The organism is Faecalispora anaeroviscerum, assembly GCF_947568225.1.
GTDB classification, from domain to species: Bacteria; Bacillota; Clostridia; order Oscillospirales; family Acutalibacteraceae; genus Faecalispora; species Faecalispora anaeroviscerum.
Window position 1 is genome coordinate 188,449 of record NZ_CANOOQ010000001.1, and the last position, 22,985, is coordinate 211,433.

The 22,985-nt window shown below is 52.5% G+C and carries 25 protein-coding genes; 21 read left to right on the forward strand and 4 right to left on the reverse strand.

The features are described from left to right. The first annotated feature begins 2 nt into the window (after nt 1-2). The 12 genes from mutL (at nt 3) to QOS46_RS01010 (ending at nt 10,683) form a co-directional block, all read left to right on the forward strand. On the forward strand, nt 3-2,057 hold the full coding sequence (gene mutL / locus QOS46_RS00955) for a DNA mismatch repair endonuclease MutL (RefSeq protein ID WP_283606581.1): 2,055 nt from the start codon (nt 3-5) through the stop codon (nt 2,055-2,057). 80 nt (nt 2,058-2,137) lie between these two features. Then, nucleotides 2,138-3,085 (forward strand): tRNA (adenosine(37)-N6)-dimethylallyltransferase MiaA, encoded by a 948-nt coding sequence (gene miaA / locus QOS46_RS00960; protein WP_283606582.1) that lies wholly within the window; start codon nt 2,138-2,140, stop codon nt 3,083-3,085. Continuing rightward, nucleotides 3,078-4,373 carry an HlyD family efflux transporter periplasmic adaptor subunit gene (locus QOS46_RS00965; RefSeq protein ID WP_283606584.1) on the forward strand — a complete coding sequence of 432 codons (1,296 nt, stop codon included), beginning with the start codon at nt 3,078-3,080 and terminating at the stop codon, nt 4,371-4,373. Before miaA ends, QOS46_RS00965 begins: the two co-directional genes overlap by 8 nt. Then, a complete protein-coding gene (locus tag QOS46_RS00970; RefSeq protein ID WP_283606586.1) occupies nt 4,351-5,097 on the forward strand; it encodes a YggS family pyridoxal phosphate-dependent enzyme in 747 nt (248 codons plus the stop codon). The genes QOS46_RS00965 and QOS46_RS00970 overlap by 23 nt, the downstream gene beginning before the upstream one ends. A 23-nt stretch (nt 5,098-5,120) precedes the next feature. Next, the gene (locus QOS46_RS00975; protein ID WP_283606588.1) at nt 5,121-5,606 is read left to right on the forward strand and encodes a cell division protein SepF; all 486 of its coding nucleotides are present in this window, start codon (nt 5,121-5,123) and stop codon (nt 5,604-5,606) included. Then, nucleotides 5,606-6,367 carry a YlmH family RNA-binding protein gene (locus QOS46_RS00980; RefSeq protein ID WP_283606590.1) on the forward strand — a complete coding sequence of 254 codons (762 nt, stop codon included), beginning with the start codon at nt 5,606-5,608 and terminating at the stop codon, nt 6,365-6,367. The genes QOS46_RS00975 and QOS46_RS00980 overlap by 1 nt, the downstream gene beginning before the upstream one ends. 15 nt (nt 6,368-6,382) lie before the next feature. Further along, nucleotides 6,383-7,114 (forward strand): DivIVA domain-containing protein, encoded by a 732-nt coding sequence (locus QOS46_RS00985; RefSeq protein ID WP_283606592.1) that lies wholly within the window; start codon nt 6,383-6,385, stop codon nt 7,112-7,114. 54 nt (nt 7,115-7,168) lie between these two features. Continuing rightward, the gene (gene lspA, locus QOS46_RS00990; protein ID WP_283606594.1) at nt 7,169-7,744 is read left to right on the forward strand and encodes a signal peptidase II; all 576 of its coding nucleotides are present in this window, start codon (nt 7,169-7,171) and stop codon (nt 7,742-7,744) included. Nucleotide 7,745: 1 nt separating this feature from the next. Further along, on the forward strand, nt 7,746-8,672 hold the full coding sequence (locus tag QOS46_RS00995) for an RluA family pseudouridine synthase (RefSeq protein ID WP_283606596.1): 927 nt from the start codon (nt 7,746-7,748) through the stop codon (nt 8,670-8,672). 99 nt (nt 8,673-8,771) lie between these two features. Then, nucleotides 8,772-9,575, forward strand: coding sequence for a Cof-type HAD-IIB family hydrolase (locus QOS46_RS01000; RefSeq protein ID WP_283606599.1), 804 nt, complete (start codon nt 8,772-8,774; stop codon nt 9,573-9,575). 17 nt (nt 9,576-9,592) lie between these two features. After that, a complete protein-coding gene (locus QOS46_RS01005) occupies nt 9,593-10,021 on the forward strand; it encodes a ComEA family DNA-binding protein (protein WP_283606600.1) in 429 nt (142 codons plus the stop codon). Between the two features lie 188 nt (nt 10,022-10,209). Continuing rightward, on the forward strand, nt 10,210-10,683 hold the full coding sequence (locus tag QOS46_RS01010; RefSeq protein WP_283606602.1) for a hypothetical protein: 474 nt from the start codon (nt 10,210-10,212) through the stop codon (nt 10,681-10,683). A gap of 139 nt (nt 10,684-10,822) precedes the next feature. Here the strand turns inward: QOS46_RS01010 and QOS46_RS01015 are convergent, their stop codons facing one another. Continuing rightward, a complete protein-coding gene (locus tag QOS46_RS01015; protein WP_283606603.1) occupies nt 10,823-11,059 on the reverse strand; it encodes a hypothetical protein in 237 nt (78 codons plus the stop codon). Nucleotides 11,060-11,348: 289 nt separating this feature from the next. Between QOS46_RS01015 and QOS46_RS01020 the strand changes: the two genes are divergently transcribed. From QOS46_RS01020 to QOS46_RS01060, 9 genes are all read left to right on the forward strand, one after another. Continuing rightward, entirely contained in the window at nt 11,349-11,633 is a 285-nt protein-coding gene (locus QOS46_RS01020; RefSeq protein ID WP_283606604.1) for a DUF4491 family protein, read from the forward strand. A 172-nt stretch (nt 11,634-11,805) separates the two neighbouring features. Beyond that, nucleotides 11,806-12,483 carry a response regulator transcription factor gene (locus QOS46_RS01025; RefSeq protein WP_283606605.1) on the forward strand — a complete coding sequence of 226 codons (678 nt, stop codon included), beginning with the start codon at nt 11,806-11,808 and terminating at the stop codon, nt 12,481-12,483. After that, entirely contained in the window at nt 12,480-13,874 is a 1,395-nt protein-coding gene (locus QOS46_RS01030; protein ID WP_283606606.1) for a sensor histidine kinase, read from the forward strand. The genes QOS46_RS01025 and QOS46_RS01030 overlap by 4 nt, the downstream gene beginning before the upstream one ends. Before the next feature lie 206 nt (nt 13,875-14,080). Continuing rightward, nucleotides 14,081-15,913, forward strand: a complete 1,833-nt coding sequence (locus QOS46_RS01035; protein WP_283606608.1) for an efflux RND transporter periplasmic adaptor subunit — start codon at nt 14,081-14,083, stop codon at nt 15,911-15,913. Further along, nucleotides 15,910-17,304: an ABC transporter permease gene (locus tag QOS46_RS01040; protein WP_326521337.1), complete on the forward strand. Its 1,395-nt coding sequence runs from the start codon at nt 15,910-15,912 to the stop codon at nt 17,302-17,304. The genes QOS46_RS01035 and QOS46_RS01040 overlap by 4 nt, the downstream gene beginning before the upstream one ends. 16 nt (nt 17,305-17,320) lie before the next feature. After that, nucleotides 17,321-18,103, forward strand: a complete 783-nt coding sequence (locus QOS46_RS01045; protein ID WP_283606610.1) for a hypothetical protein — start codon at nt 17,321-17,323, stop codon at nt 18,101-18,103. A 21-nt stretch (nt 18,104-18,124) separates the two neighbouring features. After that, nucleotides 18,125-19,027, forward strand: coding sequence for an ABC transporter ATP-binding protein (locus tag QOS46_RS01050; RefSeq protein ID WP_283606611.1), 903 nt, complete (start codon nt 18,125-18,127; stop codon nt 19,025-19,027). Continuing rightward, nucleotides 18,921-19,499, forward strand: a complete 579-nt coding sequence (locus QOS46_RS01055) for a hypothetical protein (protein ID WP_283606612.1) — start codon at nt 18,921-18,923, stop codon at nt 19,497-19,499. Before QOS46_RS01050 ends, QOS46_RS01055 begins: the two co-directional genes overlap by 107 nt. A 258-nt stretch (nt 19,500-19,757) precedes the next feature. After that, the gene (locus QOS46_RS01060; RefSeq protein ID WP_283606614.1) at nt 19,758-20,501 is read left to right on the forward strand and encodes a L,D-transpeptidase; all 744 of its coding nucleotides are present in this window, start codon (nt 19,758-19,760) and stop codon (nt 20,499-20,501) included. Here QOS46_RS01060 and QOS46_RS01065 read toward each other — a convergent pair whose 3' ends face one another. From QOS46_RS01065 to QOS46_RS01075, 3 genes are all read right to left on the reverse strand, one after another. Further along, a complete protein-coding gene (locus QOS46_RS01065) occupies nt 20,502-21,629 on the reverse strand; it encodes an HD domain-containing phosphohydrolase (protein ID WP_283606616.1) in 1,128 nt (375 codons plus the stop codon). It lies immediately after the preceding gene. A 415-nt stretch (nt 21,630-22,044) separates the two neighbouring features. Further along, the gene (locus QOS46_RS01070; RefSeq protein WP_283606618.1) at nt 22,045-22,638 is read right to left on the reverse strand and encodes an NUDIX hydrolase; all 594 of its coding nucleotides are present in this window, start codon (nt 22,636-22,638) and stop codon (nt 22,045-22,047) included. Between the two features lie 53 nt (nt 22,639-22,691). Beyond that, nucleotides 22,692-22,970, reverse strand: a complete 279-nt coding sequence (locus QOS46_RS01075) for a GIY-YIG nuclease family protein (protein WP_283606619.1) — start codon at nt 22,968-22,970, stop codon at nt 22,692-22,694. Nucleotides 22,971-22,985 lie beyond the last annotated feature (15 nt).

The following is a 22,985-nucleotide window of genomic DNA, read 5'->3' on the forward strand; positions in this document are numbered from 1 at the left end:
CAATGGGGAAAATCAATCTGCTCGACAAGCACGTTGCGGAGCTGATCGCCGCCGGCGAGGTGGTGGAGCGCCCGGCCTCTGTGATAAAGGAGCTGGTCGAAAATTCGATCGATGCCGGTGCAACGAGCATTTCGGTGGAAATTCAGAACGGCGGCGCACTGTTGATGCGCGTCACCGACAACGGCAGCGGCATTGCGCGGGAGGACGTCCCTACGGCGTTTTTGCGCCACGCCACCAGCAAGGTGCTCCATGAAGAGGATCTGGAATCCATCGGTACGCTGGGCTTTCGCGGCGAGGCGCTGGCCTCCGTTGCAGCGGTGGCGAGGGTTGATCTGGTCACTCGCACCGAGGAGGAGCTGGCCGGAACTCACTATGTGATTGAGGGCGGCGAGGAGCAGGCGCTGGAGGATGCGGGCTGCGCGCGCGGCACGGTGCTTACTGTACGCGATATTTTCTTCAACACTCCCGCCCGTATGAAATTTTTAAAGAAAGATACGGTGGAATCGAACGCGGTTGCCGCCGTGATGGATAAAATCGCCCTGTCGCACCCGGAGCTTGCCGTGCGCTTTGTGCGCGACGGGAAAGAAACCCTGCGCACTCCGGGTGATGGGCGGCTGAAATCCGCGGTATTTGCGGTGTTTGGTCGTCAGTTCACCGAGGGGCTGATTCCGGTGGAATACGAATTGCAGGGAGTGCGGGTGACCGGGTTTGTGAGCAAGCCCTCCCATGCCCGCCCCAACCGCAGCATGCAGCAGTTCTTCATCAACGGGAGAACGATCCGCAGCCGCACTGCACAGGTGGCGTTAGAGCAGGCGTTCAAGGGCTCGCTGATGGTCGGCAAATTCCCGGCCTGCGTACTGCATATGAAGATTCCGGTGCAGGCGGTGGATGTGAACGTTCACCCCGGCAAGCTTGAGGTTCGCTTTATCAACGAGCGCCCGGTGTTCGATGCCGTCTATTACGGGGTCAAGACCGCGCTTTCGAAGGGTGATTCTCCGAATCAAATTACGCTGCCCGGCACAGCGGAGCAACCGGCGGCACAGCGCTCCGCCGCCATGCCGCTGCCATTCGATGTGCCGGATGGGAAGCCCCAGCAAATTGCCATGCCCGGCGTGTTTGGTGCCGCAAAGCCCGCCGCCCCGGTTCTGAACGACAGCACCGTGAACGACGACCCTGTCGAGATCGCCGTGCCAACCACGCCCGCGTACCATAAAACGGAGCGTGCGGATTTCACCAGCGCTTCGTTGGAGCGTTGGCCGAACGCGCGGCCTGCTTTGCCCGTGCAGCCTCAAACAGATGCTTCGGTTCAGGGGGGCAACAAAGTGCTTTCCTCTACTCAGCGCGTATCGGAGCCGGAGGAATGGGACGTTTTTCCCGGCAGCGAGGCGGTTGCGGCCAGCACCGTACCGGAAAGGAATCCGGCAGAGCAGCCGCCCGCCGAGAATGTGGCAGAAGCGCGGCCCGGCGTGCAGGCTCCGGGTGATTTTCGCTACATCGGCCATGCGTTCGGCACGTACATCCTGCTCGAGCGCAGCGGCGCGGACGGAGAAGAACTGGTGCTGATCGACCGCCACGCGGCACATGAACGGCTGCTGTACGAGCGGCTCAAGGAACAGAGCGGCACAGCCTTTTCGCAGATGCTGCTGGCTCCTGTACCGGTTTTGCTCGAAAAGAACGAATACGCGGCTGTATTGGCCTCGTTGGATTTATGCGAAACGGCTGGCTTTGAAATTGACGATTTCGGCGGCGGCACCGTGCTGGTGCGCAGCACGCCCTTGTCCCTGACCGGCGAGGATGTGCCGGAAGCCGTGATGGAGATCGCGGGCTACTTAGCACAGTCGCGCACTGATGTGACGACCGAGCATCTCGATTGGCTGTACCATAACATTGCCTGCCGCGCGGCGATGAAGGCGCACGACGACCGTTCGCCGGAAGAGTTGATCGCCCTTGTGCGGCAGCTCGATGAAAATCCGCAGCTTCGCTATTGCCCGCACGGGCGGCCGATTTCTATTGTGTTGACCCGCAAGGAATTGGAGCGCCAGTTCGGCCGGGTATAATAATTCAAAAAAGTTCTGTGTTCCCGTTGAAGTAGGAGAAAAGGAACTTAAATATAAAAATTTGGAAAGGAGGAAGGCTTATGCCGGAAGAGAAAATACCGCTGCTTGTCGTTGGTGGGCCGACGGCCAGCGGGAAAACCCGTTTAGCGGCGGAGGTGGCTCTGCGCCACCACGGCGAGGTAGTTTCCGCCGATTCCATGCAGATTTACCGTGGAATGGAGATCGGCACGGCAAAGCCAACTCCCGAAGAAACGCTGGGGGTGCCTCATCACCTGATGGGTTTTGTGGAGCCCGGGCAGTCCTTTTCTGTGGCGGACTATGTGTCCTTGGCCAAAGAAACAGTCGAAGCCATCCACAGCCGGGGGCACCTGCCGGTATTGGCCGGCGGAACCGGACTTTATATTCGCTCGCTGATTACAAACACCCAATTTACTGAGGCGGATAACGACCCTGCCCTGCGCGCTGCGCTTTTGGAGCGGGCCGAGCGGGAGGGTACCGATGGCCTGATGCAGGAGCTGCGTTCCTTTGACCCCGAATCCGCGGAGCGGATTGAGCCGCGCAATCTGCCGCGGCTGATCCGGGCGATTGAGCTGTACCGCGTAACAGGCGTCACAATGACGGAGCACCTGCGCCGGTCGCGTATGCAGCCTTCGCCGTACCGGGTGTGCTTTCTGTGCCTTGGCTTTCGAGACCGCGCAAAGCTGTATGAAAGAATCGACCTTCGGGTTGACGAAATGTTCCGCCGGGGGTTGGTGGAGGAAGCGAGAGAGCTGCTCGAAACACCAAGCGGCGCCACGGCGATGCAGGCAATCGGCTATAAGGAGCTGCTGCCGTTTTTTCGCGGCGAGATTCCGCTCGCCGAAGCGCAGGACACCATCAAGCGCGAAACCCGCCGCTATGCCAAGCGTCAGCTCACCTGGTTCCGCCGGGAGGAGCAGGCACACTGGTTGTTTGTGGATGATTACCCGCAGTGGGGTGCGCTCCGCGATGCCGCCGAGGAAATCATAAGGGGGAAGCTGTATGAATAATCCGGTTTTAAAACGCCTGGTTTCTGGCCTGATTGGATTGCTTCTCCTTTTTTATATTGGTAACCAGATTTATAATGCCAGTTACAGTGGAGTGAAAGCGGAAACCGCCGTATACGCCAACGCCGAGGATACGATTCAGATGACCGGTACGGTAATCCGCAAAGAACAGCTGATCAAGCAGGGTGTGCAGGGCGTTCTCACCTATCCGCTCGGCGAGGGCGGCAAGGTGGGCAAGGGAGGCGTGGTGGCGGAGGTGTACGATAGTGCCAAGGACGCTACCCAACAGCAGCAGGCAGAGCACCTTGCGGCGGAGATCGCACGCCTGCAGAGCCTGAGCAATCCCGGTGACACGTATGCGGCGAACCCCGGCTCGCTGACCAAACAGATTAACCTGGGCCTGAAAGACGTTTTGACCTCACTGCAGAACCGAGATTACAGCACGCTTTCCTCGCAGCGCGATTCCTTATTGTACCTGATGAACGAGCAGCAGGTGGTCACAGGCGCTTCTAAGGATTTCACTGCCAGAATCACTCAGCTGCAAAACCAGCTGAGCGCGATCCCTACTTCCGGCGGCACAAAAATGGGGCAGATTAAATCGCCGGCCTCCGGCTTTTTTGTCAGCACGGCCGACGGGTATGAGTCCCAGTATAATTATGCCTCCGTACTGGAGCTTTCGGTCACCGACCTGAAGGCGCAAAAGAAGCCGCAGACCCTTGGCAGCGATGTGGTCGGCAAGGTGTGCGAGGAGTTCGACTGGTATTTCGCCGCCGTGGTAGGGCAGGACGACGCGCTCAAGCTCAAGGAAGGAAACAAGGTCAGCATTAATTTCCCGTTTGCGGTGGGCAAGACGGTTCCGGCTGTGGTAGCCGCCGTGAATCAGCCGAACCATCAGGGTGACGCTGCGGTGATTCTGCGCTGCTCTTATATGGATACCGGCATCGCCTCGGTACGAGACGCCACGGTGCAGGTGCAGGCGGGAACCTACTCCGGAATCATGGTCAGCCAGAAGAGCATCCATTTTGAGAAGCTGACCAAGGAATTTACGCAGAAAGACGGTACGAAGAAAAAAGTGGAACAAGAGGTGCAGGGCGTTTATGTCATGCACGGTAATTCCGTCGAATTTGTACAGGTGATTCCGCTGATGAGCAGCGGCAGCTATGTGATCTGCAAGGAGCTGAGCGACACCGACCCGGAGTGGAAGGAACTCATGACCAAATCCTCCATTCGCTTATACGATGAGGTGATTATAGAAGGGACGGATCTTTATGACGGAAAAGTCGTTAAATGAAGCTGAGCGGGAATATGTTGAACGGATACGTGATCTGGAAGAAAACCTTAAGGTTGTTCGAGCAAATATCGAAGAGGCAGCGGTGAAATCCGGCAGAAGCACCGGGGAGATTACGCTTCTCGCGGCAACCAAAACAGTCCCCGTTCCGGTGATCAATCGTGCGGTTGAGCTGGGGGTTTCGCATATCGGCGAAAACCGCGTGCAGGAGCTATGCGACAAGCTGCCGCTGCTTTCCCCTTGTGACCGTCAGTTTATCGGGCACCTGCAAAGCAATAAAGTGAAATTCCTGATCGGCCAGGTCAGCCTGATCCAGTCTGTGGATAACGAAAAGCTCGCGAAAGAGATTTCGCGCCTGTCTGTACAGAACAATATCACCACGAACGTTTTGATCGAAGTGAATATCGGGCGTGAAGAAAATAAGTCCGGCGTACTGCCAGAGGAGCTGCCGCATCTTCTGGAAAAAGTTTCCTGTTTACCGGGCGTTTCGGTGCGGGGCCTCATGGCAATCCCACCCGTCTGCGAAAAACCGGAGGACGCGATGCCATATTTTTCTCGTATGCACGAATATTATGTTGACATCAAGACGAAAAGAATGGATAATATTCTCATGGATTTCTTATCCATGGGTATGTCATCGGATTATGCACAGGCAATCCTATGCGGAGCGAATATGGTTCGGGTGGGCTCGGCTCTCTTCGGACCAAGGAAATATCAAATCCTTTAGAACGAAAATAGGGAGGCATCAGAATGGCCGGATTGGTTCAAAAATTTAAAGATATGTTGGGCGCCCCTGAAGATGAGTATGAGGATGAGGAATATGTGGATGATCGCGCAGATGAGATCATCTCTGGGCCCGAAAATCATGCGGATACGATTCGCGAGCGCGAAACGGTAAGACGCGGTGGCAGTCCCGCCGGCGGCAGTAATAAGGTTGTGAATATTCATGCCACCACACAGCTGCAGGTCGTACTCTTCAAGCCCGAGCGCTTTGGGGAGGAAACCCGCGCCGTGGCAGATGAGCTGCTGAAAATGCACACCGTGGTGCTCAACCTCGAAAACACCAATAAAGACATCAGCCGCCGCATTATCGATTTCCTCAGCGGTGTGGCGTATGCCAACGGGGGCAAAATCAAGCGTGTTGCGGCAAGCACCTTCATCATCACTCCATATAATGTGGAACTGACCGGTGACGACGTGCTTGATGAACTGGAAAATAACGGCGTTTATTTCTGATGAAACAAGCCTCCCAAGGGGATAACGCCATACTGGAGGCAAGACTCCTGGATGCGGTCCGCCTTTGTTCCCGGCGGTGTCAGCCGGTATTTGTGGGCTTTCTGTCAGAAGCGGAAGCTTTCTTGGCACAGGATATTCTGCGCCGGGAGGGCTTTTTCCACTATTTATTCTGGGGTGGCTTCGAAGGGGCGGAGCGCGTGATGTTTGGCGCATTTCCCGATTACCTTGAGCCGGAGTCCACTTTGTTCCCCCTTTCTGCAGTTACAGCCTCGTTCCGTGATTGCGATAAGCTCACGCACCGGGATTTCCTCGGTGCGCTGATGGGGCTTGGCATTACCCGCGATACGGTAGGCGATCTTCTGATCGAACCTGGCCGGAGTGTTTTATTCCTGCGCGAAGAAATGGCCGGCTACGTGCAGACGCAGGTGGAGAAGATTGGCCGGGTGGGGGTGCGGCTTACCCCCGGCTTTACCGAGCCTTTGCCGGGCGGCTTGGGTTTTGAGCCGTTTTCTGCGGTGATTGCTTCGCCCAGGCTGGATTGTGTCGTGGCGGCGGCGCTGCGCACCAGCCGTGAAAAAGCGGCGCGCCTGGTGGAATCGGGCGGCGTTCTGCTGGGTGGGGTGCAGATTTTGTCCCTTTCTGCTGCGGTCAAAGACGGCGACCGCCTCTCCGTACGCGGAAAGGGTCGGTTTATTCTGGATCAGGTCGGCCCCGAAACCAAAAAAGGCCGTGTGAACTTGAGTGGAAGAAAATACAGATAACAGGAGGTTTTTGTCGTGCTTACTCTCAATGATATTATCAATGTCAGCTTCCGCAAATCGAATTTTTCCGGTTATCGTACCGAGGATGTAGACAGCTTTATCGATCAGGTGAAGGATTCCTACGATCAGTTGCTGAAAAAGACGATGGAGCAGGCCGAAGCGTACGAAACGCTGGCAAACGAAAAGAAAGAGCTGGAGAAAAAGCTCTCGGTCCTGGTGGAAAAAATTGAGGATTACCGGCAGGAAGAGAGTGAAATTAAAAACGCTCTGGTCAGCGCTCAAAAGTTGGGCGAATCTTCGGTACGCGAGGCACGCCACAAGGCAGAAATCATCTTAAAGGACGCGAACCTGAAGGCTGAGCGCGTGATTGGCACCGCCAAGGCCGACGTGGTCGAGCAGCAGCGCGAGCTGGACGATCTGAAAAAGAAGGTCGTCGATTTCCGCACCAAGCTGCTGGCGATTTACAAGGAGCATCTCACGATGATCGATGCGATCCCCAGTCGCAAGGAAGATATGGAGAAAGAGGAGAATCCTGCCGCCGCCGAGCCGGAGCAGTATGCGGAGCCGCTTCACTATATGCCGGAGAGTTCCCCCGTACCCGCAGAGCCGGAGCCGGAATATATCCCGGAAGCGGAGAAAGACGATTTTTCTGTCGATGCCGCAGTGTTTGATACGGAATCCCCGAATCATGACCTGCGCTATGACGTTTTAAAATTTGATGAAGTGGATGAATCCGGAGAACAATAAGTACATGACCCGATACCCGGGGCCGGAGTATTTCACAGATGGAGGAAGGACGGAGTGATCCGCCCTTTTTTCCTGAAAGAGAGGGAGTTTCTTTTGCCTTATATTGCAGTGTTTCTTTCCTTTGTCGCCGTAGCGGCAGGGGTTGCCGTCGATCAAACCCTGAAAATTCTGGTGCTGGAGCAGTTAAAGCCCTTGGGTCAGATTGAGCTGATCCCGGGTTTTTTCCACCTTACCTATGTGGAAAATCGCGGCGCGGCTTTTGGCATACTGGCGAATTACCAGTGGCTGTTTATTGCCGTTACAGCGATTGTCTGCGCGGTAATCGTGGCGGCGCTGATTTTCTACCGGGGCCATACCGCGCTCACCCGTACGGCGCTCACGCTGATTTTGGCTGGCGGAATCGGCAATATGATCGACCGGCTGCGCTACCAGTATGTGGTGGATTATATTCACTTTCAGTTCTTCCCGCCGGTGTTTAATTTTGCAGACATCTGCGTCACGGTAGGCTGTGCGCTGCTGGTAATCTACCTGTTGATTTTTGCGGACGACAGGGGTCGCCCCAAGCAGCCGGGACGATATTCCCAATACGCGCACTATAATCGGGACAGAAATCACAGAATGGGTGGTTAAGGTGCAGAAAAAGCTGCTGGTAATCGGGGCGGAGCATCAGGGTGCCCGGGCGGATTTGGCAGTGAGCGAGCTGCTGGAGGGCCAGACGCGCTCCAGCGTGCAAAAGCTGATGCTTGTGGGCGCGGTGCTTCATGGCGGGCGCCCTCTTTTGAAAAATGACCGGGTGGAAGAAGGCCAGACGATCGAGGTGCTGCTGCCGGACCCGGTTCCGCTGGAACAGGCCGAACCCGAGAACATCCCGCTCGAAATTGTATATGAGGATGACGACCTGCTGGTGGTCAATAAGCCGAAGGGCATGGTGGTTCACCCTGCGCCGGGCAACCGCGACAAAACGCTCGTCAACGCGCTGCTGTACCACTGCGGTGATTCTTTGTCCGGCATCAACGGAGTGATTCGCCCCGGCATTGTGCACCGCATTGATAAGGATACCAGCGGCCTCTTAATTGTTGCTAAAAATGACTTTGCCCACCAAAACCTTGCCGCGCAGATTAAGGAGCATTCCTTTACCCGCGAATACGAGGCTGTGGTATACGGTCACTTCCGCGAGCAAAGTGGGACGGTGGATGCCCCCATCGGCCGCCACCCAAACGATCGAAAAAGAATGACGGTCACGGAGAAAAACAGCCGCCGTGCGGTCACGCAATATCAGGTGCTGGAGGAACTGCCGGGCTTTAGCTATGTTCGTCTGCGGCTTGAAACAGGCCGCACCCATCAAATTCGGGTGCATATGGCGTACCTCGGCCACCCCGTTGCGGGTGACCCGGTATACGGGCCGAAAAAAGTGATCGCCTCCCTGGGAGGCCAGTGCCTGCACGCGAGAGTGATCGGCTTTTGCCACCCGCGCGATGGCCGCTATATCGAGCTGACTAGCCCGCTGCCGCCGTATTTTACCGGTTTTCTGGAACGTCTGCGCAACCAATCCTACTAATCTCACATAAGAACATTCAATGGTAGCTGCTATTTCTCGCCTGTCGAAGACGGAGGAGAAACGAATAGTTTTCCATTTGCGGTATAAGGAGGATTCCCGTTGAAGCTTCAGGATATATTCTTGGTGTCTGATCTGGATGGTACCCTAATCGGTGAAAACCATACAATACCGCAGCGCAATATTGAGGCGATCCAGCGGTTGCAGGAGCAGGGCGGCCACTTTGCCGTAGCCACCGGGCGCTCTGTGGATTCAGGCTCGCGCTATTACCGCCAAGTGCAGCCCAAGGGGCTTTGCGTAATGCTGAACGGTTCGATCTTATATGATTATGAGAGGGACGAGATCGCGAAGGCGTTCTTTCTGCCACCCAGAGCAAAGGAATATGCCCGCCAATTAGCAGAGCATTTTCCCGAGATGGGCTATGAGGTGTTTACACAGCGCGAGTTTTTTGTACTGCGCGCCAATCCATATATTAAGGCGCATCTGGGGCATGAAAGCCTGCCTTGCGCTCAGGTGGACGAAAGCATAATTACCGATGGCTGGTGCAAGGTGCTGTTTGCTGCCGACCCCGCAACAAAGCTGCGTATGCACGCTTTTACCGAGTCCTTTGCGCATCCCGGAGTCCGCTTTGTACAGAGCGACGCTTGCTTTTTGGAAATGCTGCCCGAAGGAGTCGATAAAGGCAGCGGCCTTATAGAAATTCTGCGCCAGACCGGTATGACGCGAGAAAATCTGGTGGCGATTGGCGACTACTATAACGACGTAGAGATGCTGCGTGCCGCAGGCTTTGCGGCGGTACCCTCCAATGCGCCGGCGGATATTCAGCAGATGGCGGATCTGGTGGTGGGCGACTGCCGCGATGGCGCGGTGGCTGACCTGATTGAATATCTGGAGCGCGCGGAGTAAGGAATGGCGGTGGGAGAATGAATGAGGACGCCCGTCAGGTTCGCTGGCTGCTGGCCACGGCGGCGGTTCTTTGTGCTTTGATGATTGGGTATAACGTGCTGTTTGTGCCACAGGTGACGTTGACTACAGTGGTGAAAACGGACGCTGTATCTTCCGTGGTTCAGTCGAAAATACCCCTTTCCTCCACGCAAGACGACGCTTCTCAGCCCGAGGCCTACGAACCGGAGCCGGTGGAGCGAACTGCGCTGGTCAATCTGAACACCGCAGGCGCTGAAGAGCTGGAAACGCTCCCTGGGATTGGCCCGGTGACAGCGCAGAAGATTATCGCATACCGTGAGTCCGTCGGAAAGTTTCGGAATACGGAGGAACTGATGCAGGTGGACGGGATTGGAGAAAAGACGTTCCAAAAGCTTCAGGATCTGGTGACGGTAGAATCGTCAAAGTAAGAACCTCCACCGGGGGTTTCTTCCTCGAGCTGGTTTTGGAAAGAGAGTGCATATGGAGCGCGTTCCGATCAAGAACACGCTCCGTTTTGTTGCCGTCTGCATCGCCACTGCATGAATTCCGCAGGAATCACTTGCAAAATACAACAAATGTAGGTAAAATAAGGGAAACAAGCAGAGGGGGAAATTTTATGACAGTCAATCCCTTGCAGGATATTATGAATTACTACCTTTGGAGCTTCAGTGCGTATTTATTTGCGATGGCGATCATTTTTCTGAATGCGGCCCGCAGCGTGTATTTCTTTTTAAGGAGCAAAAGCCGGCCGCTATACCCGAAACGTGGCAGAATGGATCTTCTCATTAGTATGCTGTGCGGTATCTCTCTGGTGCTGGGTCTGATGTTTCAAGGTGTTTTAGCGGATAATGGCGCCCCCGATATTTATCATTGGTCAAGCTATCTCTGGATGATCTGCCTGGTCTCTCTAGCACTGTTTATCGTTCAGGCGGTATTTCACGTTAAAACACCTTCCATTCGCCCCAAGCTGGAGCCTACCGGGGAAATACCGGTACAGCAGCCCGTGCCGCAGGAACCGTTGCCGCCGGAGGCTGCAGTGGAGCAGCCGGTAGACAACTGGGACGATACCACGCCGAAGGATAGCGAATGAGGGCAAACCTTCCGGTGGAGTCATAACAAGCGCATGAAGTAAAGCAAATGATGATTACGAAATAGAGTGAAAAATCGAATCAGCAGTTTGCTTCATGCAAAAAGCCACCCTTGCCGGAACAGCCGACGAGGGTGGCTTTTTATTGATTCATCGTTTTAATCTTCTCGGTAAGCCAGTTGATCATTGCCGTTCGTCCGTCTTCGCTCAGCTCAAATTCAGACTGCTCCTCGATCTCTGATTTTTCAAAGCAATACGGGCCATACCACACATAGGTCATCAGCGTATCTCCCGCAGGCTCGATTTTGTACCGCGCGTTGCCTGCGCTGCCCTTGTATACCCCGCCGTTTTGATAATATAACAGCCCTGGTAAATCCATTTTATCACCTCACACGGGGACAATTATACACCGTTCCGGGCAGACTGTAAAATAGTTCCGCTCTCGTTTTTTTAGCCTGTCCGTTTTTAGGGAAAAACGCATTGGGTCAGCAGCATTGTGGTATTGGGGTTACTGATCGCACCTTTGTATGCATATTTCAAAATTTATGGTATAATTCACCTATCTGTTTTACGGAAGATAGAATGACCGGTCAAGGCCTGAAATCTGTTCGGGCCGAACGCGGATGCTCGAATGTCAGTCTGCCTTACTGATAGAAAGGATGGTTATCATGCAAGGGATTTTAGTCGGCTTTTGCTCCTTCCTTTTGATCGGGATTTTTCACCCGATTGTCAGAATGACGGAGTACCATTTTACCAAACGTATTTTCCCGGCGTTCCTTCTGGCGGGAGTCCTTTGTCTTGTGGGTGCATATTTTGTGGGAAGCCATTTTGTTTCATCCATTTTGGGTGTGGCGGGCTTTTGCTGCTTTTGGAGTGTCAAAGAGCTTTTTGAACAGGAAAAAAGAGTGGAAAAAGGCTGGGCTCCGCGTAATCCCAAGCGGAATAAAAAGTAACGGTGGCTTTTTGGAACACCGTATCCTCCCTGGCTCGTCTGGATTTTTCTTAGAAGGATAGGCTGCCATTGGAGAGCCTTTCTCATCATATATTCATGATTCTGCTATATTTTTCTCATAAGTTCACGATAGGATAAAATTGGAATTATTATGAGATAGGACGGGGAAGAGTATGTCAAAGCAAAGGGTTTTGATTATTGAGGATGACCCAAATATTGTCCGATTTCTGGAGCTTGAACTTCGGCATGAAGGGTATCTGGTGGAAAAGGAATACGATGGGCTGTTTGGCCTGCGACGGGCAAAAAATGAATTGTTCGATTTGATCTTGCTGGACATTATGATTCCGGCGATCAACGGACTGGAGGTTCTGCGGCAGCTGCGCCCGGAATGCCAGACGCCGGTGATCCTGTTGACCGCGCGGGATTCGGTGATGGACAAGGTACACGGGCTTGACGAAGGAGCGGCGGACTATGTGACAAAGCCCTTCGCAATTGAGGAACTGCTGGCCCGTATGCGGGCGGTGCTTCGACCGATGGCCTTACAGAAAAGCGAGGCAGTGGTTGAAACTGAAAGCCTGATCATCAACAAAAATAGTCGCGAGGTATTTTGTTGCGGCGAGCCTGTTTCCCTCACCCGGCGGGAATTTGATTTACTGGCTTACCTGGTGGAACACCGAAATATGGTGTGTTCGCGCGATTTGCTGATGGAGCAGGTGTGGGGATACGATTTTCGGGGTCAGACCAATTTGGTGGATGTTTATATCCGATATCTGCGCACCAAAATTGATTATCGCTTCCATAAGGAGTTTATCCATACGATTCGTGGGGTGGGGTATATTATACGGCTATGAAAAAAGACGATTTGCCTTTTAATAAGCGGAAGATTGCTTTCCGAGGTGTAAAGAAATCGGTCTGCTCTTGTTTATCTTTACTGAAAAAATGGAAAGAGTCTATCGTTTTTAAAACGGCGATGGTCTATATTATCATATTCGGAATTGTTCTGGTCATTGCTGCCTCTGTTATGAGTGCTGCCTTTGTATCGTATTCCGCGCATTCTGAAGAGCTGGAGCGGACAATGTCCTTTGTGGTCAGCAGGCTGGAGGTTCCTCAGGATAAGCAGTTTGACTTTGAAGAGTTTGCACAGTTCAGCAAGACCATGATTGAAATTTCAGACGTTCGCACACGCGAAGTGGTACGCTTCGGCGAAGAAATTCAGAATGTACGCGAAAAAATGCAGACGGTGCGGCGGGTGGACCGCCCGGACCGTCACTTGATGATTAAGGTGGTAAGCACGGAATATGTCAACACGCCGTTTGAGGGCGGAGTAGGCGTTGCGTATGCGTTTGCCCTAGCCGGCCTGCTGATTGCGGCGGTTCTGCTTGGCTCTCTCAGCACGAAGAAGCTGCTTCATCCCGTATATGTAATGACCCAAACCGCTCGCTCCATTACCGCGAACGATCTGAGTGTGCGAATCGACGGTGGAAACTCGAACGATGAGCTTGATGAGCTGGCCAGAACTTTCAACGAGATGCTTGATCGTCTGGAAGAGGCCTACCGCAAACAAAACCGCTTTGTTTCAGATGCTTCGCATGAGCTGCGCACGCCTCTTTCCGTTATTTCCGGCTATGCGAATCTGCTGCGCCGCTGGGGCAGCGAGGACCCCGCCATACTCGAAGAATCCGTAACGAAAATTATTGAAGAAACGGATAACATGCAGCAGCTCGTGGAGCGCCTGCTGTTTTTGGCCCGGGTGGATCAGCAGACGCAGCAAACGGCCCCCGAGCTGTTCGATGCCAGTGAGCTGATGAGCCAGATTGCAAAGGAAACCCGCCTGATTGACGACAGCCACACGCTATGCGAACAGATTGAGCCCGAAGTGCAGCTGATGGCCGACCGTGCGCTGATTTTGCAGGCGGTGCGTGCCATTGTGGAAAACAGCATGAAATATACGCCGCCGGGCGGTACAATCACATTGGCCTGCCGAGCCGAGGGTGCGCAGGTACACCTGTCCGTTGCAGATACGGGAATTGGTATTGAGGGAAAAGATATTCCCTATATTTTCGACCGCTTTTATAAGGCTGACGAAGCCCGTTCCCGCCAGGTGGGGGGGACCGGCCTGGGCCTCTCCATTGTCAAATGGATTGTAGAGCTCCATGGCGGAACGATTGAGGTCAGCAGCATCCCAGACAATGGAACAGAAATCCATATTCTGATCGGCCGGCAGCCCTGTCTTCCCTTTTGAAATCTCTGTGTACAGGCAGGAAGAAAAGCTAGAAAAATACAGCAATTTTGAGCCTCTCCAATTTTGGAGAGGCTTTTTCATGTGATTCTAATTTGGAGGCTATTGTTTTCTCACATTCTTTCGGTAGGATAAATTTGCTTCATTTTCTGGGAAAGATTGCATTTTCTTTTTCAGCGCATTTACTTTGATTATTTGGGAGGATTACCATGGTAGAAAAGCTGAAGTCCATTGGTCAGTTTGCCGCGGCGCATAAAAAAATGGCAATCATCGTTTGTTTAGGGGTGGTGGTTGTTACCGGCGGAGCGGTTTGGTTTACTGTCTGGCGAAGTGCCCAATCCGCACAGCAGACGGTTTCTTACCGGGAATCCACCGTCACAAAAGGAGATGTTACCGTAGGAGTTTCGGAATCAGGTACTGTTTCGCTCGATTCGGAGTCGATCAGCTTCCCGGTAGACAGTGATATTGCAAAGGTGCTGGTCAAATCGGGCACCACCGTCAAAAAAGGAGATGCGCTGATTCAACTGGATCTGAACAGCGTTTCGGAGGGAAGCCTCGAAACCCGCCAAAAACTGGAAGCTGCGAAGCTTTCTTTGCAGAAGGCCCTGAGTGATCAAACAGTAAAGCTGGAGGAAGCGAAAATCACGTATGAATCCAGTCAGTATTTATCTCAAACAGCGTCGGTTACCCGGCAGCTGACGGAAGAGCAGCTGCAAAATAATATTGCTACCGCAGAATTGACATTAAAAGAAGCCAAGGAATCTCTGGAAGAATATCAGACCCTGCAAAAATCATTTTCAGCGGATTACACAAAGCTGAATCAGCTGGAAAAATGGATGGACGATGCCAAAACAGCTAAAACCAGCTATGAAACCCAACTTGAAGAATACACAGAAGATCACAAGACGGTAATTGACCGCTATGATTCATTGGTATCCGCAGCAGAAACAGCAAAGACGGAATGGCTGCAGGCCAAGTATGCGGAAAGTGACGATGAGGATGATCTCAAAGACGGGTATGATGAGGCGGAAGAGACAGCAGAGATTTATTACAACAAAGTAGCAGGCAGCGTTATTAGCCAGCAGACTACTCTGAAAAAACAGGTAGCGCAACACACTGCCGAATATACCAACTATACGACAGCCTACAATAATTTTAAAGATACCTTTAACGAAAAATATCATGTTAGCAGTAATGACGATGAGAGTGTTTCTGCCAAAGAACTGGCCGATAAGGTCACTGAACTGCAGAGCAGCGTAAAAACCGCGGAATATAACCTGAAAAAAGCGCAGAAAACGGCTCAAATTTCTTCTCTCGACGCACTGACTCAGGAAAAAACCGATCTGAATACGGCGTCCAACGCCGGCAGCACCTATGACCTTACGGTCAGTCAGCTGGGGCAGGCGGTAACGACGCAGCAGGAAAGCTGCGATACGCTGCAAAATAAAATCGATAATATTACCAGCGCGATGAACAACGTTGGAATTATTACCAGCCCCTGCGACGGAATTGTAGCCACAGTAACCTACACAGACGGAGCCAGCGTTACGGCCGATCAGGCAATGATGACTATTTCACGGTCCGATTCCGTTTCCCTCTCCGTTTCGGTGTCTGAGGACGACATCACCAGTGTAGAGGTTGGGCAGGAGGCTTCCATTGAGCTTTCCGCCTACGACGATCAGTCCTTTGACGCTCTGGTAGAGAGCATTACGGCAGAACCGGCCCGCAGCGGTTCCTCCTCCGTCAGCTATACGGTCACCGTTCGAATGACGGGAAGCAATACGATCTCGGGCAAAATTTACACGGGAATGAGCGGTGAAGCCACGCTGATCCAAAAACGCGCGAAGGACGTTCTGTATATTCCGAACCGGGCGGTCACGTTTGAAAACGGCGTTTCCAGCGTTCTGGTGAAGGGCAGCGACGGGAATCCGGAAAAACGCACAATTGTTACCGGTTTCAGCAACGGAACGAGCGTTGCCGTCACGGATGGCCTGGAGGAAGGCGAAACCGTTTTGACGGAAAGTGCGGTGACGGCAAAATGAGCCGTGAAATAGCGAAGGGTGGAATGCACTTTTCAGAAATTATCCGCCTGGTGTGGATCAATATTATGGAAAGCAAGTTTAAGGTAATGCTCACCTCACTGGGAATCATTGTCGGTTCTGCCACGATTGTGCTGGTAATCGCCATTGGCCATGGCGGCGAAGTAGATGTTCAGAACCAGTTTAAGAACCTAAATGCAGGCTCCATTAATGTTGCTGTCAGCACAGAGGCCGATATGCAGGATCAGATGATGGGTGGCGGAATGCCCGGTGGTGGTGGCGGAATGCCCGGTGAAGGTGGGATGCCTGGTGGAGGAGGAATGCCTGGCGGTGGTGGAGGTGCCCGTACCGGAGGCGGAGGAATGCCCGGTGGTGGAATGCCCGGTGGAATGCCCGGGGGAATGCCCGGTGTAGGTGGCCAGAGTGTAACGTTGACGGAAGAAGACATGCAGAACATTTCTGATCTGGTTCCGGGGATTTCCATGATCACGATTTCCGCCAGCGGCACAGCGTCCGCCGAGGGAGGAAACCTCACCGAAGAAACCGATGAAACCGTTGTCGGCGTTCTTTCCAATTATCAGGAAATTACCAATCTGGAGTTGCTGCAGGGCAGTTTCCTTTCAAACGATGATGAAACGGATAAATCCAAGGTAGCCGTAATCGGCTATACCAAGGCTCAGGAGATTTACGGCAGCGCTTATGCCGCCTATGGCGAGAGCATCTCTTTAGAGGGGAAGACGTATGAAATCATCGGCGTGCTTAGCTTGATGGGCAGCGTTTCGTCCGGCACAAGTCCAGATGACTCTATTTTTATTCCCTATTCCACTGCGGTGAAATATGTATTCGGAAAAGACGCTAGCCCGGAAATCACCGCGATTGCAGAGGACGTAAACGACGTTTCAGATGTCATAACAAATATCAATACTGTTCTGGAAGAGAACCACGAAAATGCGAGCTTCAAAATTACCGATGCCGGCAGCAGCATGGAGGCCGCTACGGCTTCCGCGAATACGCTGTCTATGCTGTTGGTTGCGGTTGCTTGCATCGTGTTTTTAGTCGGCGGTATCGGTATTATGAACGTATTGTTCGTATCGGTGAAGGAGCGAACACAAGAAATCGGAATTTTGAAAGCCTTGGGATGCTCTAAACGTGAAATTTTACTCCAGTTTCTTTCCGAGGCAAATTTCATCAGTGTGTTTGGCGGGGTAATTGGCGTTGTACTGGGATTTTTAATGGTTCCTTTGCTGCGCCTGACGGGAATGACTGTCGAACCTTTGGCCGTCAGCGGGATGTACTCCATGCTGTTTGCGGTTGTTACAGGAACAGTTTTCGGATTTTATCCGGCGTGGAAGGCTGCTTCCTTAATGCCAATTGAAGCGCTTTCTCAGGAATAACAGGAGGAGATTTATCATGGTAAAACAATCAAAAGCCTTTTTTGCGGGCGCTCTCGCCCTTGCCGTGTTTGCTGCCTCTCTGGCGGGGTGCGCAGGGAAGAGCGGCAGTTCAGAGGGAAAGGCGTCATCCGGTGAGTCTGGGACCTCTTCCTCTTCCAGTGGGGAAACAATTTATGCCGGTAAGGTGACGGCGATTACGGGCAATCAGGTTACATTGGAGCTTGGCACAGTAGAAGGCGGCGATCAAGGGGGAATGCCTTCCGGTGGAGGGGAGCCTCCGCAGCGAGATGAGAATGCTTCCAAAACCGGTACGGCTCCGTCTGGCAGCCGGTCGGAACACGGTGGCCCCACGGAATCAGGCTCTGCCTCCGGTATGATGCCACCGCCTGCCGAATCTGGAACTGCTTCGGGAGTATCACAGTCTGCTTCTGAAGAAAAAAAGAGCAGCGGCGAGGTTTCGATCACCCTCACGGGAGAAAGCAAAACCGTTCTGATTCCGGTTGGCCTTACGCTTACCGGTTCCGGCATGAGCGGAGGAATGCCAGAGGGTGGCGGGATGCCCGGCGGAAATGGCGGTAACGGTGGAAATGGTGGAGGAATGCCGGCGCAAAGTGGTGCGGCGCAGAACAAGCAGGCTTTCTCCGGCACAAAGCAAGGGAACACGACTCAGTCGGCGAGCAAAACCGGTTCTGGTAAAGACTATTCCAGCATTACGGTTGGAATGATTTTGCAAATTACAGAAAAAACTGAGAGCGACGGTATGCAGACCATTACCGCGGTTCGGGTGCTCTCTCAATAACAGACAACCGGGGGTGATGGTTTGGAGCCAATTATAAAAATCGAAAATTTGAGTAAAAGCTATCATCAGGGAGAAAGTGAGCTGAAGGTGCTTAAGAATATTTCCCTGGAAGTTATGAACGGGGATTATCTGGCCATTCTGGGTCCGTCCGGTTCCGGAAAAAGCACCCTAATGAATGTGATCGGCTGCATGGATCGTTTTCAGGAGGGGGGGTATTGCCTGACGGGGTGCGCGGTTGGCCAGCTGAACGATGCTCAGCTGACCAGGCTGCGTAATGAGAAGATTGGATTCATCTTTCAGAAATACCACCTCATTCAAAAATACTCGGTTCTGCTCAATACCATGATGCCCCTTCTGATTCGTGGCATTCCCCGCAAAAAGGCAGAGGAGCTGTCGATGGAGAAGCTCACGATGCTGGGGATGAGCGAGAGGGTAGATCATAAGCCAAACGAGCTTTCGGGTGGGCAGCAGCAGCGTGCCGCGATTGCCCGTGCGCTGGTGGGAACCCCAGAGCTTCTTCTGGCCGACGAGCCCACCGGTGCGCTGGACCGGACGACCGGGCAGGAGGTTTTAAAGCTGTTCAGCGAGCTAAATTCGATGGGAAACACCATTGTAATGATTACGCACGATCTGAGTGTTGCGCAGCATGCCAAACGAATCGTTCATATCATTGACGGAGAATTGTATGAAGACGGGCAGGAAAAACAGGCGGAAACAAAAGCACTCCCCGCCGAGGAACCTGTTCAGAAAGGAGAATCAGATGAAAAGCAAGAAATTCCATTGGAAAAACCTTTTGTGCCTGGTAGGCGCTATACTGTTGGCGGTCGGCATTTCGTCTCCCGCTCTGGCCAACTCAGAGCAGGCGTCGGCTGTAAAGACCCTGGCCAGAGTTACTCTGCCGGAAAACACGAGCTACATCAGTGACATTTATTCGGGCATTCTCCGCCTGAAAAGCGACGATGAAACCATTGCGGTTGCTTCCATCGACAGCCAGAACCGCGTGGTGATCTCGGCTATTTCCGAAGGGGATACTACGGTCAGCTACTGGTACCAGACCAGCGTGGAGTCCGGCTGGATCAGCGTGTCGGTCCCGATTACGGTTTCGGGCCAGTCGCAGACCTCTGCAAGCATTGACGCGTCGAAAATTGGCCTGACCTTTACCAGTACGGTTCCGCTTTCGATTCAGAAGGGAATGACGAGTTCCGTAGCAGGAATTCAAAAGAACGGTATTTCAATCGCGGCCAATACGCTGCTGTGGGTTTCCTCCAATGAAGCAGTTGCGCAGGTGACCAGCAACACAGGCGAAATCATTGCGGTCGGCCAAGGAACAGCAATCATTTATGCGGTAGACCCAACGGATAAATACTGTGCCAGCATCGGGGTGCAGGTAACATAAGAAAGAGCCGATCTTTTGATCGGCTCTTTCTGCGTTTTTCGGACATTTGAAAAAAAGCATACTCGTTTCTTCCATCTCTTTTTTTAGAAAAATACTTGAAATTTCAGAATATCCCGCATGGTTTTAATCTGTGGGATTTCCCATCTTTACTTTGATTGTTTTTTTCGATAAAATGAAAATAATAAGAAAAAAGCGCCCCGCGTGGTAGCGGCTCCCGATTACCCGGCCTAGCGCTTGTTATAAAGAAGAGGGGATTTTATGAAACATAGAGGAAAAAAAGAGGTGTTCCTTGGTACGGTAATCGTTCTGTTTGCCATTCTAATCGCTCCATTTTCCGGTGCTGCCGAAGCGAAAAACGATTTTGTTCCAACGCGTGACGTCATGTCGCTGGTGAAACCATCAATTCTATATGGAACGATGAAAACAAATGATAACGAGGTCTGGGCCGGAGCACAGGTTGAGATTCTTCGGGATATCAATGGCGGACAAAAATATTTGGTGAAGATTGGGAAACGGACAGCGTGGGTTAAGGGAACAGCGCTTTCGATTCCGCCGGACCCGGAAACGAATGCGGACAGGCTTACTGAGGAGGAACTGGTGTATTATATAAATCACATGGGCTTTTCGAGCGGCTCGAGCTACTTTGTTTGGGTAGACATCGACCGCCAGTTGCTCAATGTGTTCACCGGCAGCCAGGAAAACTGGAAGCTCGTCAAATCTGTTTCCTGTGCTTCAGGCAAAAACGTGACCCCAACGCTGCGTGGCACGTTTACCCCAGCCAGCTACGGAAAATCCTTCGGTTCCTATAGTCGCGAGGGCGCAAAATACTATGTGTCCTATTCCGGTGATTATATGATTCATTCTTTGCCGTATTTACATAACAAGGTTTCTGATTACACCGTTGGCAAGCGTGCGTCGCACGGCTGCGTGCGGATTGCGGTTGCCGAGGCCCAATGGTTTTACCAGACGATCCCCCGCAAAACAACGATGTGGATTAATTGATTACTCCGGAATCTGGTAGCCTTTGTCTTTCACAAGATGCACAATGGCGTCCACAATATCCGGGTGATACAGAATCCCTTTGTTCAGGACCAGTTCGTCAATGGCCGCGTCAACACCCAGCGCCGGCCGGTAAGGCCTGTGCGACATCATGGATTCGAACACATCCGCCACAATCAGAATTTGAGCTTCAGGAAGAATCTCGTCCTTTTTCAGTCCATATGGATACCCGCTGCCGTTATAGCGCTCATGATGCTGCAAAATGATCTGCGCTGTCATAGAGAGCAGCGGCACATCCTTCAGGATGGTATACCCTGCTTCGGAATGAGTTTTGATCAGGGCGTATTCAATTTCGGTCAGTTTGGCGGGTTTCGCCAGCAGCTCGCTGGGAATTCCGATTTTTCCGATGTCGTGAACGACTCCCGCGCGAAACACCTTTTCACAGCGTTCCCGGCTCCAGCCCAGTTCCTGCGCAATAGCCAGCCCAATCAGGGCAACCCGCTTCTGGTGCCCCGCGGTGTATAAATCCTTCTGCTCCACCATATTGGCAATGGCCAGCAGTGTGCCGTCGATTGCCTTTTCCAGTTGATGGGCTTTCGCTGCGATGATATTCTGATAATGAATGTTGTCCATGGCGATCGCGGCTGTGTCGGCCAGCACCTGCAGCACCTTGATCTGCTCAGGCATCGCGTTGTGTTTTTTGGCCCAATAGCAACCGATGGCTCCGATCGGATCGTTCGTTTTAATCGGAACCATCGCAAGACTTTTTACGTAAGTCTTTTGATATACGTCGATCGGAATGCGGGGGTCCGTATAGATGTCCTCAATAATTGCGGGAATCCGGTTCAGCATGACCCACCCGCTGATACATACCTGCATGGGGAAGCGGTTGCCCTTCCATAACGGAGAGATGGAGTCTTCCTCCGCATAATAGCAAAAGTCATGGTCGCGCAAAACAAAAGTCGCGCCGTCAGACCCGGTCAAATCTCGCACCGAATGACGCACAATGTCCATCACGGTCTCCAGATTGCGTGCAGCGGATAATTCCTGGACAACGTGCAACAGTCTTTCCATGGTTTGAATGTACTGAGAGGTTTTGAGGGGTTCCTTCTGGTTTCGTATCGCGTCCATAATTGCCTCCTCACGTCAGGAACAAATCTCCTATACAAGCAAAAATAACGTTTTGACTATGCTTCTTTGCAGGAAACTGCACGACCCCGAATGAACAAATGAAATGAACTCCAGCTTTCAGTTCATATGGAGCAAATGGTTGGCCAGCTTTTTGCTACAATTCAGTATTAATTCTGAATCCTTTGTTATTTCTTTAGAGTGATTATTATTATAATACCAAATATTACCAATTTCAACAAAATAAATATTTTTTATTACTAAATGACAAATTAGAAGAACAATAAAAACTAAATTCATTCAATGCGGGGTCGGCCGCTGCCTGAAAAAAGCAGCGGCCGATTCTGCAAGATTTTGTTACGGGATTCAGCAAGCCACCATTCCGATAGATAATGTGTGAGCGAAAGCTTTGGTGAAATCAATGCTCCTGAATCGGGGAAACGGGCGGCAGGCTGCCCTCATTCAGAAGTTGAACAGCGGAAAAAACCATTTCCAGCTCATGGGTTCGAATGCAGTTCGGCGCCTGTTGCTGTCGAACCATGGTAAGGCACTTGTCCCAGTCCATCCATAGAACAGAATCCACTTCTGATTCCTGCAAGGTGAATTCGGCTTCTTCCATATCTCTCCAGAGGATATATACATTGCTGACCTGATGATCCCAGAATTTCTGCCCATGGAATACTCCATGGTATTCCGAGCGGCAGCATCCGCAGAAAACCAGTTCCTCCGCGGCGGCGGTCACGCCAAGCTCTTCCTTTAATTCTCTCAGGGCAGACTCTGAAAAATCCTCCCCATAGGGGATATGACCGGCGCTCGATATGTCATAGCACCCCGGGTGGGAATCTTTATTGAGGCTTCTCTTCTGCAAAAGCACCTGTACCTTTCCATCCCGTTTCCGTAAAATCCACACATGGGAGGTGCGGTGGCGGATTCCGCTGCGGTGTGCCGTTTCCCGTTCCACGGTTTCCCCGGTGGGGATTCCGTTTTCATCTACAATATCCAGCAATTCCATTTCTGCATTCGCCGCCTTGCTTTTGATGATCGTCCCTGTACTTTACAACTGACTCATTCTGTTTCAATGCTGGTCTGCTCAATCAACAGCAGCTTTTGCGCCCGGCTGAGCCTTTTCAGCGCTGCCTCGCGCCGTAACGCTTCGCTTTTTGTAGCGTGACCTTCCACAAAAACCAGCTCTACTGGCCTGCGGGAACGAGTGTATTTTGCGCCCTTCCCGCTGTTGTGCAGGGCTGCGCGGCGGAACGGGTCGGTCGTGTAGCCGCTGTACAGGGTGCCGTCGGCGCAGCGCAGCATATAGGTGTAGTATTTCGTGGGTTTCTCAGCTTCCATGCGGTGGCTCCTCCG

Coding starts and splice junctions, on each gene's coding strand:
- QOS46_RS01020 (WP_283606604.1), top strand. CDS start 11,349: ATGCAAGGGATTTTAGTCGGCTTTTGCTCCTTCCTTTTGATCGGGATT.
- QOS46_RS00965 (WP_283606584.1), top strand. CDS start 3,078: ATGAATAATCCGGTTTTAAAACGCCTGGTTTCTGGCCTGATTGGATTG.
- QOS46_RS01060 (WP_283606614.1), top strand. CDS start 19,758: ATGAAACATAGAGGAAAAAAAGAGGTGTTCCTTGGTACGGTAATCGTT.
- QOS46_RS01065 (WP_283606616.1), bottom strand. CDS start 21,629: ATGGACGCGATACGAAACCAGAAGGAACCCCTCAAAACCTCTCAGTAC.
- QOS46_RS01015 (WP_283606603.1), bottom strand. CDS start 11,059: ATGGATTTACCAGGGCTGTTATATTATCAAAACGGCGGGGTATACAAG.
- QOS46_RS00970 (WP_283606586.1), top strand. CDS start 4,351: ATGACGGAAAAGTCGTTAAATGAAGCTGAGCGGGAATATGTTGAACGG.
- mutL (WP_283606581.1), top strand. CDS start 3: ATGGGGAAAATCAATCTGCTCGACAAGCACGTTGCGGAGCTGATCGCC.
- QOS46_RS01030 (WP_283606606.1), top strand. CDS start 12,480: ATGAAAAAAGACGATTTGCCTTTTAATAAGCGGAAGATTGCTTTCCGA.
- QOS46_RS01010 (WP_283606602.1), top strand. CDS start 10,210: ATGACAGTCAATCCCTTGCAGGATATTATGAATTACTACCTTTGGAGC.
- QOS46_RS00975 (WP_283606588.1), top strand. CDS start 5,121: ATGGCCGGATTGGTTCAAAAATTTAAAGATATGTTGGGCGCCCCTGAA.
- miaA (WP_283606582.1), top strand. CDS start 2,138: ATGCCGGAAGAGAAAATACCGCTGCTTGTCGTTGGTGGGCCGACGGCC.
- QOS46_RS00980 (WP_283606590.1), top strand. CDS start 5,606: ATGAAACAAGCCTCCCAAGGGGATAACGCCATACTGGAGGCAAGACTC.
- QOS46_RS01075 (WP_283606619.1), bottom strand. CDS start 22,970: ATGGAAGCTGAGAAACCCACGAAATACTACACCTATATGCTGCGCTGC.
- QOS46_RS01045 (WP_283606610.1), top strand. CDS start 17,321: ATGGTAAAACAATCAAAAGCCTTTTTTGCGGGCGCTCTCGCCCTTGCC.
- QOS46_RS01005 (WP_283606600.1), top strand. CDS start 9,593: ATGAATGAGGACGCCCGTCAGGTTCGCTGGCTGCTGGCCACGGCGGCG.
- QOS46_RS01025 (WP_283606605.1), top strand. CDS start 11,806: ATGTCAAAGCAAAGGGTTTTGATTATTGAGGATGACCCAAATATTGTC.
- QOS46_RS01040 (WP_326521337.1), top strand. CDS start 15,910: ATGAGCCGTGAAATAGCGAAGGGTGGAATGCACTTTTCAGAAATTATC.
- QOS46_RS01070 (WP_283606618.1), bottom strand. CDS start 22,638: ATGGAATTGCTGGATATTGTAGATGAAAACGGAATCCCCACCGGGGAA.
- QOS46_RS01035 (WP_283606608.1), top strand. CDS start 14,081: ATGGTAGAAAAGCTGAAGTCCATTGGTCAGTTTGCCGCGGCGCATAAA.